Origin of the sequence: Saccharothrix sp. ALI-22-I, assembly GCF_001984175.1 — a bacterium.
GTDB lineage: Bacteria > Actinomycetota > Actinomycetes > Mycobacteriales > Pseudonocardiaceae > Actinosynnema.
This window is the reverse complement of record NZ_MTQP01000057.1, coordinates 166,424-179,035: the sequence shown is the minus strand read 5'-3', so window position 1 is coordinate 179,035 and position 12,612 is coordinate 166,424. Positions and strand designations below refer to the sequence as shown.

The 12,612-nt window shown below is 70.6% G+C and carries 14 protein-coding genes; 7 read left to right on the top strand and 7 right to left on the bottom strand.

Annotated features, from left to right (window positions below):
* Positions 1 to 14: 14 nt before the first annotated feature.
* On the bottom strand, positions 15 to 2,039 hold the full coding sequence (gene paaZ / locus ALI22I_RS17100) for a phenylacetic acid degradation bifunctional protein PaaZ (RefSeq protein WP_077006490.1): 2,025 nt from the start codon (positions 2,037 to 2,039) through the stop codon (positions 15 to 17).
* Positions 2,040 to 2,277: 238 nt separating this feature from the next.
* On the opposite strand from paaZ, the gene ALI22I_RS17095 reads away from it, so the two are divergent.
* Entirely contained in the window at positions 2,278 to 3,246 is a 969-nt protein-coding gene (locus tag ALI22I_RS17095) for an LLM class flavin-dependent oxidoreductase (RefSeq protein ID WP_077006489.1), read from the top strand.
* Here ALI22I_RS17095 and ALI22I_RS17090 read toward each other — a convergent pair.
* From ALI22I_RS17090 to ALI22I_RS17080, 3 genes are read right to left on the bottom strand one after another with little or no spacing between them, the layout of a single operon-like run.
* Entirely contained in the window at positions 3,223 to 3,585 is a 363-nt protein-coding gene (locus ALI22I_RS17090; RefSeq protein ID WP_077006488.1) for a chorismate mutase, read from the bottom strand. The genes ALI22I_RS17095 and ALI22I_RS17090 overlap by 24 nt on opposite strands.
* Positions 3,586 to 3,618: 33 nt before the next feature.
* The gene (locus tag ALI22I_RS17085; protein WP_077006487.1) at positions 3,619 to 4,518 is read right to left on the bottom strand and encodes a proteasome assembly chaperone family protein; all 900 of its coding nucleotides are present in this window, start codon (positions 4,516 to 4,518) and stop codon (positions 3,619 to 3,621) included.
* A 19-nt stretch (positions 4,519 to 4,537) separates the two neighbouring features.
* A complete protein-coding gene (locus tag ALI22I_RS17080; protein WP_274522975.1) occupies positions 4,538 to 4,948 on the bottom strand; it encodes a TetR/AcrR family transcriptional regulator C-terminal domain-containing protein in 411 nt (136 codons plus the stop codon).
* A 26-nt stretch (positions 4,949 to 4,974) separates the two neighbouring features.
* Here ALI22I_RS17080 and ALI22I_RS17075 point away from each other — a divergent pair, with 26 nt between their 5' ends.
* From ALI22I_RS17075 to ALI22I_RS17065, 3 genes are read left to right on the top strand one after another with little or no spacing between them, the layout of a single operon-like run.
* Complete coding sequence (locus ALI22I_RS17075; protein ID WP_143532246.1) at positions 4,975 to 5,268, top strand: hypothetical protein; 294 nt, start codon at positions 4,975 to 4,977, stop codon at positions 5,266 to 5,268.
* Positions 5,269 to 5,317: 49 nt separating this feature from the next.
* Positions 5,318 to 7,192: an ABC transporter ATP-binding protein gene (locus tag ALI22I_RS17070; RefSeq protein WP_077006484.1), complete on the top strand. Its 1,875-nt coding sequence runs from the start codon at positions 5,318 to 5,320 to the stop codon at positions 7,190 to 7,192.
* Positions 7,193 to 7,224: 32 nt separating this feature from the next.
* On the top strand, positions 7,225 to 7,908 hold the full coding sequence (locus ALI22I_RS17065) for an aspartate/glutamate racemase family protein (protein ID WP_077006541.1): 684 nt from the start codon (positions 7,225 to 7,227) through the stop codon (positions 7,906 to 7,908).
* Here the strand turns inward: ALI22I_RS17065 and ALI22I_RS17060 are convergent.
* On the bottom strand, positions 7,905 to 8,228 hold the full coding sequence (locus ALI22I_RS17060) for a fibronectin type III domain-containing protein (RefSeq protein ID WP_077006483.1): 324 nt from the start codon (positions 8,226 to 8,228) through the stop codon (positions 7,905 to 7,907). The genes ALI22I_RS17065 and ALI22I_RS17060 overlap by 4 nt on opposite strands.
* Entirely contained in the window at positions 8,225 to 8,437 is a 213-nt protein-coding gene (locus tag ALI22I_RS17055) for a hypothetical protein (protein ID WP_077006482.1), read from the bottom strand. The genes ALI22I_RS17060 and ALI22I_RS17055 overlap by 4 nt, the downstream gene beginning before the upstream one ends.
* A 147-nt stretch (positions 8,438 to 8,584) precedes the next feature.
* Between ALI22I_RS17055 and ALI22I_RS17050 the strand changes: the two genes are divergently transcribed.
* Positions 8,585 to 9,127 carry a hypothetical protein gene (locus ALI22I_RS17050; protein WP_077006540.1) on the top strand — a complete coding sequence of 181 codons (543 nt, stop codon included), beginning with the start codon at positions 8,585 to 8,587 and terminating at the stop codon, positions 9,125 to 9,127.
* 77 nt (positions 9,128 to 9,204) lie between these two features.
* On the opposite strand, the gene ALI22I_RS17045 is transcribed toward ALI22I_RS17050, so the two are convergent.
* Entirely contained in the window at positions 9,205 to 10,023 is an 819-nt protein-coding gene (locus ALI22I_RS17045; RefSeq protein WP_077006481.1) for a sugar phosphate isomerase/epimerase family protein, read from the bottom strand.
* Positions 10,024 to 10,256: 233 nt separating this feature from the next.
* On the opposite strand from ALI22I_RS17045, the gene ALI22I_RS17040 reads away from it, so the two are divergent.
* Positions 10,257 to 11,513, top strand: a complete 1,257-nt coding sequence (locus ALI22I_RS17040) for a YncE family protein (protein WP_143532245.1) — start codon at positions 10,257 to 10,259, stop codon at positions 11,511 to 11,513.
* 69 nt (positions 11,514 to 11,582) lie between these two features.
* Positions 11,583 to 12,584 (top strand): hypothetical protein, encoded by a 1,002-nt coding sequence (locus tag ALI22I_RS17035; protein WP_238598408.1) that lies wholly within the window; start codon positions 11,583 to 11,585, stop codon positions 12,582 to 12,584.
* Positions 12,585 to 12,612: the final 28 nt, after the last annotated feature.

The window sequence follows — 12,612 nt, the reverse complement described above, 5'->3', positions numbered from 1 at the left end:
TACCTTTCGCGTTTCTACCGCTTGGCCACCAGCGTCAGCACGTCGTACTTGGCCACCGACTCACCCTTCTGGTTGACCAGGTCCGCGTCCCACCGGACCTCGCCGTACTCCTGGTCCTCGCGCGGCGTGATCTGCTTCGCGGTCAACGTCACGGTCAGCTCGTCACCGGGGAACGTGGGCGTGAGGAACCGCAGGTTGTCCAGGCCGTAGTTGGCCAGCACCGGCCCCGGCTCGGGCGAGACGAACAGGCCCGCCGCGAACGACACGACCAGGTAGCCGTGCGCGACCCGGCCGCCGAAGAACGGGTTCGCCGCCGCGGCCTCCTCGTCCATGTGCGCGTAGAACGTGTCGCCGGTGAACTCCGCGAAGTGCTCGATGTCCTCCAGCGTCACCGTCCGCGGCCCGGCGACGACCGTGTCGCCGATCCTCAGCTCCCGCAACGACTTGCGGAACGGGTGCACGTCGGACTCGGTGCGCGGCGCGCCCGCGACCCACCGTCCGGTGACCGCGCCGAGCACCCTCGGACTGGCCTGGACGGCCGTGCGCTGCATGTGGTGCAGCACGCCGCGGATACCGCCCATCTCCTCGCCGCCGCCCGCGCGACCCGGTCCGCCGTGGACCAGCGCCGGGAGCGGCGAGCCGTGGCCGGTGGACTCCTTGGCGTCGTCGCGGTCCAGCACCAGGATCCGGCCGTGCCACGGGGACACGCCCAGCACGACGTCACGCGCGAAGTCCGCGTCGTAGGTGACGACCGAGCCGACCAGGCTGCCCGCACCCCGTGCGGCCAGTTCGATCGCGTGCTCGGCGTCGCGGTAGGCCATCAACGTGGACACCGGCCCGAACGCCTCCACCTGGTGCGGCTGGGCGTGGTCCGGGTCGGCCTTGAGCAGCACCGGCGACAGGAACGCGCCGCGCTCGGCGTCGGCGTCCACCACGTCGACGTGGTCGGGCGAGCCGTAGACGATCTCGCCGACCTCCAGCAGCGCCTTCAGCGACCGCCGGACCTCCTCGCGCTGCTCCAGCCCGGCCAGCGCGCCCATCCGCACGCTCTCGTTGGCCGGGTTGCCGATCACGACCTTCGCCAGCCGCGCGTTCGCGGCGTCCGCGACGGCGTCCACAAGGGACGCGGGGACCAGGGCGCGCCGGATCGCGGTGCACTTCTGGCCCGCCTTGGCGGTCATCTCACCGACGAGCTGCTTGACGAACAGGTCGAACTCGGGCGTGCCCTCGACCGCGTCCGGGCCGAGGATCGAGCAGTTCAGCGAGTCCGCCTCGGCGTTGAAGCGCACGCTGTTGCGGATCACGGTCGGGTGGGTGCGCAGCACCTGGGCGGTGGACGCCGAGCCGGTGAAGCCGACCAGGTCCTGCTCGGTCAGGTGGTCGAGCAGGTCGCCCGCGCTGCCGGTGACCAGTTGCAGCGAGCCTTCCGGCAGCAGGTCGGCTTCGAGCATCAGCTCGACCAGCTTCTCGGTGATGTAGGCGGTCTGCGAGGCGGGCTTGATCAGCGACGGCACGCCCGCGATGAACGCGGGGGCGAACTTCTCCAGCGGGCCCCACATGGGGAAGTTGAAGGCGTTGATCTGCACCGCGACGCCGCGCAGCGGGGTGGCGACGTGCTGGCCGACGAACGTGCCGCCGCGGCTCAGCGGCTCGACCGCGCCGTCCACGTAGAAGGTGTCGTTGGGCAGCTCGCGCTTGGCCTTGCTCGCGTAGCCGAACAGCACGCCGATGCCGCCGTCCACGTCGATCAGCGAGTCCGTCCTGGTCGCACCCGATCGGGCGGACAGGGCGTACAGCTCGTCGCGGTGTTCCCGCAGGTACGAGGCCAGTGCCTTGAGCAGGCCCGCGCGCTGGTGGAACGTCAGCTCCCGCAGCGCCGGTCCGCCGACGCGCCGGCCGTGGTCCAGGGCCGCCGCCATGTCGATCCCCTGCGACGAGATCCGGGCGATCTCCTCGCCGGTCACCGCGTCGTGCAGCGGCGCGCCCTCGGCGGATGAGGCGTGCCAACGACCGGACACGTAGCTGCGCAGCATGGCCATCGGGTGTCGACCTCCTTGTCGGGCCGGTGGGTCTCGCCGGCACGACCGACAGTAAAGCCTCCGCGCTTTCGTCGTGACTTGATTAAGCCGTGCAATACCTTCAGCCAACCAGAAGTGGACCATCGCGGCGTGACACGCCGAGGCAGGCGTGACGCGCATGCTCACGCCCGCCTCCTGTTCGAGACCTACGACACCCGCGGACCGGAATGTCGCGTCCCGGACCGCCGTTGACCTTGTCGTGAGGCTTTCCGTGCTGGACCGGTCGCGGGTGCGCGCCGGCCACGGCCACCCCGAGGCACTGCGCGACACGGTGGCGTTCGCCCGCCAGGCCGAACAACTCGGCTACCACCGCTTCTGGGTGTCCGAGCACCACGGCGTGCCGGGCGTGGCCGGCTCCGCCCCGACCGTGCTGGCCGCAGCCGTGGCCGCCGCGACGTCCACGATCAGGGTCGGCACCGGTGGCGTGATGCTGCCCAACCACCAGCCACTGGTCGTGGCCGAGCAGTTCGGCGTACTGGAATCGCTGTTCCCGGGCCGGATCGACATGGGCCTGGGACGTTCGGTCGGCTTCATCGAGGCGGTCCGCAAGGCACTGGGCCACGACAAGGAGGACGCGGCCGAGTTCGGCCCGAGGCTCGCCGAACTGCTGGGCTACTTCACCGGCACCCAGGCGGTGCGCGGCTACCCGGCCGACGGCCTGCGGGTGGCCCCGTTCGTGCTGGCCACCGGCGCCGGAGCCCGCGTTGCCGCGGCCCACGGCGTCCCGCTGGTCATCGGCGCGTTCCGCGGCGAGGACGCCATGATCGACGCCATCACCGCCTACCGGACCGCGTTCCGCCCCTCGACGTGGGCGGCGGACCCGTACGTGGTGATCTCCTCGACCGTCGCCGTCGCGGACACCACCGAGGACGCCTGGCGACTCCTGCTGCCGGAGGCGTGGGCGATGGCGTACTCGCGCACGAGAGGCGAGTTCCCGCCGCTCAGCGCGCCGGACGACATCCTCGCCCACCCCATGACCGACCGTGAACGCACGCTGTTCGAGCAGTCGTTGCAGGGCCACGTCCACGGCACACCGCCGGAAGTCGCCAAGGCCCTCGACGCCCTGGTCGACCGCACCGGCGCCGACGAGGTCCTGGTCACGACCAGCACCCACGACCGGGGCGCGATGCTCGACTCCTACCGCCTACTGGCCGGGCTGTACCTGTAGCCCGGCGCGCCCGACCTGCGCGTGCCCGACCTGCGCGTGCCCGACCTGCGCGTGCTCGGCCAACTCGACCTCGATGAACGCGCCGATCATCGCCCGCCAGACCGCCTCCGCGACCGAGGGCTCCAACCCGGCGTCCCGCGCCCGCTCCCGCACCGAGGCGATCACCTGCTCGACCCGGTCCGACGCCCGGACCGCCCGGTCGTCCGACTTGAACGACGCGGCGGCCCGCACCAGACCCTGCCGTTGCGCCCGCAGGCGCACCAGCTCCGAGTCGATCACGTCGATACGCGCGCGGACCTCGGCCGGCGATGCCGGTGCGGATGATGCGGAATCGGACACATCCCCATCATCCACGCCCCGCGCACCCGTGGTTCAGTGGTCGCGTTGCTGCTCGGCCAGGAAGCGCTCGAACTCCGCGCCGATCTCGTCCGCGCTGGGCAACGGCTGGTCCTCGGCCACCAGCAGGTTCTCCGAGGACTCGGCGAACGCGTCGTACTGCCGCTCCAGCGCCTCGACCACCTGCGCGACCTCCGACGACTCCGCCACCTGACGGGCGATCTCCGCGTCCGTCTGACGGGCGGCCTCGCTCAGCGCGGCGGCCTGGACGACCAGGCCCGTCGACTTCGTCAACGCCTGGAGCAGACCCATCGCGGCCGCCGGATAGCTGCCCTGCGCGAGGTAGTGCGGCACGTACGCGGCCAGACCCATGGCGTCGTGACCGGCCTGCCCGAGCCGCAGCTCCAGCAGCGCCGACAGGTTGCCCGGCACCTGCACCCGACTGAACGGCGAGCCCTCCATGATCAGCTCGGGCCTGGTCGCGTGCGAGATCACCGACAGCTTCCGGGTGTGCGGCACGCCCATCGGGATGCCGTGGAAACTGATGGCGAGCCGCAGCTCCCACCGCTCGACCAGCGACTGCACCGCCGCGGCCACCGCCTCCCACCGGCGATCCGGCTCCGGGCCGGTCATCAGCAGGAACGGGGCGCCCACCGCGTCGTGCAGCAGGTGGACCACCAGCTCGGGCGCGTCGTAGTCCTCCCACCGGTCGGTGGCGTAGGTCATCGTCGGCCGCCGGGCGCGGTAGTCGATCAGGTCGTCGATGTCGAACCGGGCGATCACGCGGTGCTCGTGCACCTCCAGCAGGTGCGCGACCAGCAGCGATCCCGCCGCGCCGGCGTCCATGAAGCCGTCGAAGTGGTGCAACAGCACCGCTCCGGTCAGGTCCGGGACGTCGGAGTCGACCTCGAACAGATCCTCCGGGTCCAGCGCCACCTCGTGCCTCCCCAAGTGCTCACATGCCGGTTCTCCTTTCCGTCAACGTCGAACGACCACTGATCCATTCCCCGATCCCGTCGAGCATCCGGGCCAGGCCGAATTCGAAGAGCGTGTCCAGCCCCATGTCCAGTTCGGTGCCCGCCGCCTGGCTGAAGATCGGGAACCTGCGGCTGGCGGCGATGTCCAGCAGGGCCGGCGCCTGCTGGTCCACCCACTCGTCACCGGTGATCCCGGTGTGCCGCCGCTGCTCGACTTCGGGCTCGATGTTGACCGCGACACCTCGCACGAAGCCGAACACCGTCACCGCGGCGTGCATCCTCTCCTCCAGACTCAGCCCCTTCCCGTCGAGTGCGCTCAGCACCCACTCGGTGTGCGCAACCGCGCTGGGCAGCAGTTGCGGCCTGGTCATCGACATCGCCGGAGCCAGCCAGCGCGGCGTTCTGCGTGTCGCCGATGGCGGGCAACGGCACGAGCATGGCGTTGGTCGGCGCGTACGTCCTCGCGGACGAGTTGGCCACCGCGCCCGACCACCACACCGCGTTCAGACGTTATGAGGAGCAGATGCGCGAGTACGTGGCGCGGTGCCAGAAGTTCGCGCTGGGCGGAGTCGACAGCATGATGCCGAAGTCGCGGATGTTCATCCGCATGCGCGATTTCACCCTGCGCGTCGTGCCGCGCATCCCGGGCGCGATGAGGTTGTTCGGCGATCTGCAGAAGATCTCGAACACGGTGTCGCTGAAGGACTAGCTGCCCCGAAGCTTGACCTCCAGCTGACTACAGGTCGTACGTTCCAGGCATGGACATGGAAACCACCGCCTGGATGGCGCTGTACCACGCGTCGAACGCACAGGACGACAAGCGGCCGTTCTCCGTCGCCGTCCTCCGCCGCATCTGGGTGTTCGCCCGCCCGCACCGGGTGCGGCTCGCCCAGTACCTCGCGTTGAGCGTGGTCGTGGCGGTGCTGGCGGTGGCGACGCCGGTCCTCGCGGGCCGGATCGTGGACGCGATCGTCAACGGCTCGACGTCCGACGTGGTGCTCGGGCTCGCGGGCGTGATCGCGGGCATCGCGATCGTGGAGGCGGCGTTGGGCCTGATGACGCGGTGGTTGTCGGCGAGGATCGGCGAGGACCTGATCCTGGACCTGCGGACCACGGTCTTCGACCACGTGCAGCGGATGCCCATCGCGTTCTTCACCCGCACCCGCACCGGGGCGCTGGTGAGCCGGCTCAACAACGACGTGATCGGCGCGCAGCGGGCGTTCAGCGACACGCTGTCCAGCGTGGTGGGCAACCTGGTCACGCTGGTGCTGACGCTGGTGGTGATGATCGGCCTGTCCTGGCAGATCACGCTGCTGGCGCTGGTGTTGCTGCCGGTGTTCGTGGTGCCGGCGCGGCGGATGGGGTCCCGGCTGGCGCGGCTGGAACGCGAAATGGCGAACCACAACGCGACGATGAGCACGCAGATGACCGAGCGGTTCTCGGCGCCGGGCGCGACGCTGGTGAAGCTGTTCGGCCGGCCCGCGCACGAGTCGTCGGAGTTCGCGAAGCGGGCGCGGCGGGTGCGGGACATCGGGGTGCGTGGAGCGATGGTGCAGACCGTGTTCCTCACCGCGCTGACGCTGGTCTCGGCGCTGGCGTTGGCGTTGGTGTACGGGCTGGGCGGGTTCTACGCGCTGCGCGGCGAGCTGGACCCGGGTTCGGTGGTGGCGCTGGCGTTGCTGCTGACCAGGCTGTACGCCCCGCTCACGGCGCTGGCCAGCGCTCGGGTCGAGGTGATGAGCGCGCTGGTGAGCTTCGAGCGGGTCTTCGAGGTGCTCGACCTGAAGCCGTTGATCACCGAGAAGCCCGGTGCGGTGTCGGTGCCGGACGGGCCGGTGTCGGTGGAGTTCGAGAACGTCCGGTTCGCCTACCCGTCCGCGGACAAGGTGTCCCTGGCGTCGTTGGAAGAGGTCGCGGTGCTGGACAGCCGCGGTGGGGTGGAGGTGCTGCACGACATCTCGTTCCGGGCCGAACCGGGCCAGGTGGTGGCGTTGGTCGGATCGTCGGGCGCGGGCAAGTCCACCATCGCCTCGCTGGTGCCCCGGCTGTACGACGTGGACTCGGGCGCCGTGCGTCTGTCCGGTGTCGATGTTCGGGAGGTGTCGGCGGACTCGATCCGCGGCGTGTTGGGCATGGTGACGCAGGACGGCCACCTGTTCCACGAGTCGATCCGGTCGAACCTGCTGCTCGCGCAGCCGTCGGCGACCGAGGAGGACCTGTGGGAGGTGCTGGGCCGGGCACGGCTGGCCGATCTGGTCGAGTCGCTGCCGGACGGGCTGGACACCGTGGTCGGTGAGCGCGGCTACCGGCTGTCCGGTGGTGAGCGGCAGCGGTTGACGATCGCCCGGCTGCTGCTGGCCAAGCCGCGCGTGGTGATCCTGGACGAGGCCACCGCGCACCTCGACTCCACGTCGGAGGCCGCGGTGCAGGCCGCGCTGGGTGAGGCGCTGGCCGGGCGGACGGCCGTGGTCATCGCGCACCGGCTGTCGACGATCCGGGCGGCCGACCTGATCCTGGTGGTCGAGGACGGTCGGGTGGTGGAACGCGGCACCCACACCGACCTGCTCGCCGCCGGCGGGCGTTACGAAGAGCTGTACCGCACCCAGTTCGCGGAGGCGGTACAAACGTCGTGACGCGCGGATCGGCGCACGACACAATCGTGGTCATGCGAACCATCGGGTTGCTCGGCGGGATGAGCTGGGAATCGTCCGCCGAGTACTACCGGCTGCTCAACGAGGAGACGCGGCGCCGGCTCGGCGGTCACCACTGCGCGCCCAGCCTGCTGCTGACGGTGGACTTCGCCGAGATCGAACAGTTGCAGCGGACCGGGCAGTGGGAACGGTCGGGCGAGCTGCTGGCCGAGGCCGCGCGCAAGCTGGAGGGCGCGGGCGCCGAGCTGGTGCTCTTGTGCACCAACACCATGCACAAGGTGGCCGACGCGATCACGGACGCCATCAAGGTGCCGTTCGTGCACATCGTGGACGCCACCGCGCAGAAGTCGACCGACTACCGCAAGGTCGGCTTGTTGGGCACCCGGTTCACCATGGAGCAGGACTTCTACCGGGACCGGATGCGCGAACACGGCATCGAGCTGGTCGTCCCGGACGAGCCGGACCGCACGCTCGTGCACGACGTGATCTACCAGGAGCTGACGAAGAACCGGGTGCAGCCCGCCTCCCGCGCCGCGTACCGGGACGTGATGGCACGCCTGGTGGAGCGCGGCGCGGAGGCGGTGATCCTGGGCTGCACGGAGATCACGTTGCTGGTCGACGAGTCCGACAGCACCGTGCCGCTGATCGACTCCACCCGCCTCCACGTGGAGACGGCCGTCGACCTGGCGCTGTCCTAAGCCTCGTCGCCGGGCGACAACGTGACGTCCGCGGTCGCCGAAGCGGGCCCGTGGAACGACCGCACCCGGTAGTAGAACGGCGTCTGCGGGATCAGGTCCGGGTGCTCGTAGGTGGTCCGGTCGGGCGGCGCGAACTCCAGGACCGTGTAGGCGCCGTCGGGTTCGTTGGCGTACTCGACGACCTGCCCCGCCGCCCCCGGCTCCGCCTGCCACACCAGGGAGACGTCGGTCGGCGAGGTCAACGTGGCGGTGAGCCGTTGGTGCTGCTCCTGGCCGCAGGCAACCAGGAGCAGCACCGACAGCGGGACGAGACGCCTCACTTGCGCCAGAACCGGATGCCGCTCCACACGACCGTGGCCGGGCCTTGACCGCTGTTCGTGCGGTAGGCGCCGAACTTGTCGTAGAAGCTGACGCCGGGGCTGGCGTAGGTCCACGGTCCGGATTCGACCTGGGCGTGCGCGACCGGCGAAGCCATCAGCAGCCCACCGGCGAGCACCGCTCCGACCAGGGCTCGGAGCGCTCTGGACATGCGTGCCTCCTCCGACTCCCGCGGTCGGCGGGAAGGTCAAGGCGGTGGCGCAGGCCACTGCAATTGGTCTGGACGACTCGGACAAGGACCACTCCGTCAGGGATCTCCCTGAGGCCGGGGACGTCTCCATGCGGCAGAGTGGACGGCATGGAGCTGACCCCGCGCGCCCTGTTCGGTCTGGCCAGGACCACCGTCGAGACCGCCGTGTCCGTGCCCGGCCGGGTGCTCGACCTGCTGGGCGCGGCCGAGGCCGTCGTCCGCCGCGCCGACGAGCTCGTCACCCGCACCGGCCGGGTGCTGGACGAGACCGAGGCGCTGGTCGGCCGGGCCAAGGCGGTCACCGCGGTGGCCGAGGGCGTGACGATCGACGTCGGCCACACCGCCCGCACGTCACGCGAGCTGCTGGACAGCTACGCGCCGATCGCGCGGAAGGCCCACCCGTTGGCGGAACGGTTCGTGGACGACCTGTCGCCGCACGAGGTGGACGCCGCCGTGCAGCTGGTGGACCAGCTCCCGGTGCTGACCAAGCACCTGATCGACGACGTGCTGCCGATCCTGGCCACGCTGGACCGCGTGGGGCCGGACATCCACCAGCTGCTGGAGGTCACCAACGACGTCCGACAGGCGATCCTGGGCATCCCCGGATTCGCGTTCATGCGCCGCCGTGGCGAGAACAAAGAAGACGACTAGAGCGCGTGCTGCTCCGGGCGCACGGAGAGCGCGCCGGACAGCCCGTATCCGCCCCGGGGGTGACCTCGCGGTCCTGGTCAGAAACGGAGGTCTACCAAGTAGTCGTAGCCGATCCGGGCCGTTGCGAGAGCGTCACGCGGTTGGTCGTTCTCGACGATGTACTCGGCCACGTTCGCCGCACGGAAGATGCGGGCGAAGTCGATCGTCCCGGTCCCCGGATCGGCGAACGACCCGTCGGCCGCACGGTCCTTCACGTGGAACTGCCGCACACGCGGGAAGTGGGCTCGGTACACCTCCACCGGGTCGACACCACCCGTCACGGCCCAGTACAGGTCCACCTCCAAGTGCACGTTGCGTCGCGTCGTCCCCGCCGTGATCACGTCGAACGGCCGAATGCCTTCCACCGGAACGAACTCGTGCGCGTGGTTGTGGTAGCCGAGGCTCAGGCCCGCGCGGCGCAGTTCCTCCCCCGCCGCCTCCAGCCGCATGGTGAAAGCCCGCCACTCGGCCAACGTCGCGTAGTTCACCCACGGCACCACGACGTATTTGTGGCCGAGTGTGCGTGCGTCGGCGATCACCCGGTCGAGATCACCGTCGATGCCGACGTGGCCGGAGGTCGCCCGCAACCCGCAACGCCGCAGCACGGCGGCGAATTCGGCGGCACCGCGGCCGTACGTGCCGGCCAGTTCGACCTTGCGGTAACCGATGTCGGCCAACGCCGACAGCACGGGCTCCGGGTCGTCGCCCATGATGCTCCGCAACGTGTACAGCTGGATGCTGATCGACTCCTTCGGCACCCGACGGCACAGGCGGTCGGCCGCCGACGCGGTGGCGGGCAGGGCGACGGCCGCGCCGGCGGCGAGAGTGGTGCTCAGGAACGTGCGGCGGGACGGCATGGCGACTCCTCGATCATCGGGACAGTCCTTGCCTGGACGGCGGAAGGTGGTGCGGTCGGGGGCTTCGCGGGTGGTAGGCGTCTGTGGTCCAGCTCACATGGTCGAGCGGACGCATTCTGTTCAGATTCGACCTAAGTTGGCAATACTTTCGCTGAGAATCGACAAAAGCCTTGCACGAACGGACGAAAGTGGTGCGGCCGACCGCCTGACCGCCAGTGGTCCACAATGGGCGGGTGGATGTGCTGCCGTGCGGGCATGCCGCGAACGCCGCCGAGGCCCGGGGCTGTGCGCACCTCGTGGTCGAGAGGCCCCCGGACCACTACGGGTGGTTCACCGGGGTCGGCTTGGCGTACGACCTGCTGTGCGGTGAGTGTTCCAAGGACGACGACCCGCGGTCGCACCTGATCGTCGTGTGCGTGGGGTGCGCGGACCGGGTGGACGACTACAGCGACCTGTTGGGCTGGTTCGGCCAGCCCGAGATCCGGCACCGCGACACCGAGCCGCACGGCATGTGGACGACGGCGGACTGCGCGGTCGAGCCGGTGAACGGCCGGTGCGTGGCGGCGTTGCCCGGCGGTTGGCTGGTGCTCACCGAGGCTGGTCTGGTCGAAATCGATCAGGCGGGGTCGCGGTTCGTCGCGCCCGTGTCGCTCGCCGTGGAACCTCCGGACCGCCTGCCCGCCGATCCGCCGCGCCCCGCGCTGCACACCTCACCGGACGGGCGGTACGCGGCGGTGGTGACCGACTTCGGCCGGTACGGCGTCGTGCTGGACCTCGTCACGGGCGCGCCGGTGCGGTCACTGGACCGGGGTGACTACCGCTACCGCCACGCGTCCTACCCGGTGGCGTTCCTCGAATCCGGCGCCGGCACGGTCGTCGTCACGGCGACGGACTGGAACCGCCTCGACGCGTTCGACCTCGCCTCCGGTCGGCTGCTCACCGAACGGGAGACGTCGTGGTCCGGTGACGGTCCCAAGCCCGAGCACTACCTGGACTACTTCCACGGCGCGCTGCTCACCGGGCCGTCGGGGCGTTGGCTGCTGGACGACGGGTGGGTCTGGAGCCCGTCCGGTATGCCGGTCGTGCACGACGTGGCGGCCTGGCTGGGCGGTGACGTGTACGCGACCGAGCACGGCCGGGGTCTGTCCGTCCGGGATTCGTGGGACCATCCGATGGCGTGGGTGGACGAGCACATCGCGGCGATCCAGCCGATCGGGCGGTACGACCAGCCCGCGGTGGCGGGGGTCGAGGTGTACGACGTCGTCGACGGACGGCGGGTCGGGGCGTTCGCCGGCCCGGCCGGGCGGATGTGGGGACACGACGGGCTGCTCTACGTCGTCACGGTGACAGGCCTGGAGATCTGGGACCCGGAGGACGGCGCGCGGACCGGAGTGGTCGCGGGTTTCACGCCGATCGCGCACAACCCGCGCACCGGGAGGTTCGCCGAACTGACGGGCGGTCGGCTCAGGACGTGGACCCCGGCGTCGTGACGGGCGGGATCGCGGTCGGCGAACATCATCACAGCGATCGGTGGCCGGTCGCCGGGTAGCGTCGGTGGCGTGGACTTCGAGGCGCGGGTCGCCGGGTATCGCGACGTGTCGGCCGCGTTGGCGGCGCTGGACGACCGGCGACTCCGGCAGCTGCTCGACGCGGCGCCGGTGGTGCACACCGGGTTCGGTGGCACGGCCGTGCGATTGGAGATCGCCGGACGGCCGGTGTTCGCCAAGCGCGTGCCGTTGACCGCGATCGAGCGGCGCAACGAGGGTTCCACCGCGAATCTGTTCGCCCTGCCCGCGCACTACCAGTTCGGTGTCGGTTCGGCCGGGTTCGGGGTGTGGCGTGAACTGGCCGCGCACCTGGCCACCACCGAGTGGGTGCTCGACCGGCGGCACGAGGGTTTCCCGCTGCTGTACCACTGGCGGGTGGTGGACGGGGTGTCGCCGGTGCCGCTCGACCGGGCGGAGATCGCGTCGTCGGTCGAGTTCTGGCACGGGTCGACGGCCGTGCGGCGGCGGTTGGAGGCGCTGGCCGACGCGTCGGCGGCGGTGGTGTTGTTCTGCGAGCACTTCCCGGGCACGGCACGGCAGTGGGTGACGGGGCGGGAGGTCTCGGACGCCTGGGGCGTGATGGCGGACTACGCGGACAGCGTGGAGTTCTTGTGGGACAACGGGTGGGCGCACTTCGACGGGCACTTCGGCAACGTCCTCACCGACGGGCGGCGGCTCTACTGCACGGACTTCGGGCTCGCCACGTCGTCCGCGTTCGAGTTGTCCGGTGAGGAGGTCGAATTCCTGGCGCTCACCGCCGGGCACGACGCGTGTTACGCCGTCACCAAGGTGGTGAACTGGTTGGCCGGCTCGGCACTCGGAGTGAGGGAACACCTGGCGTTGGCGGAATTCCTGCGCCGTGGCGGGATGAGCGGCTTGCCCGCCGAGGCGAACACTTTCGTGTGGCGGCACGCGCCGATCGCGCGCGTGGTCAACGAGTTCTACGCCCGACTGCACACCGAACGGCGCACCGCGCCTTACCCCGCCGAGCAGTTGCGGGCCGCGATCGGGTAGCTGCCGGGATGTGGACGGCGAGGTGCGG

Coding starts and splice junctions, on each gene's coding strand:
- ALI22I_RS17075 (WP_143532246.1), top strand. CDS start 4,975: ATGGCGGGCAACGGCACGAGCATGGCGTTGGTCGGCGCGTACGTCCTC.
- ALI22I_RS17045 (WP_077006481.1), bottom strand. CDS start 10,023: ATGCCGTCCCGCCGCACGTTCCTGAGCACCACTCTCGCCGCCGGCGCG.
- ALI22I_RS17055 (WP_077006482.1), bottom strand. CDS start 8,437: ATGTCCAGAGCGCTCCGAGCCCTGGTCGGAGCGGTGCTCGCCGGTGGG.
- ALI22I_RS17070 (WP_077006484.1), top strand. CDS start 5,318: ATGGACATGGAAACCACCGCCTGGATGGCGCTGTACCACGCGTCGAAC.
- paaZ (WP_077006490.1), bottom strand. CDS start 2,039: ATGGCCATGCTGCGCAGCTACGTGTCCGGTCGTTGGCACGCCTCATCC.
- ALI22I_RS17050 (WP_077006540.1), top strand. CDS start 8,585: ATGGAGCTGACCCCGCGCGCCCTGTTCGGTCTGGCCAGGACCACCGTC.
- ALI22I_RS17065 (WP_077006541.1), top strand. CDS start 7,225: ATGCGAACCATCGGGTTGCTCGGCGGGATGAGCTGGGAATCGTCCGCC.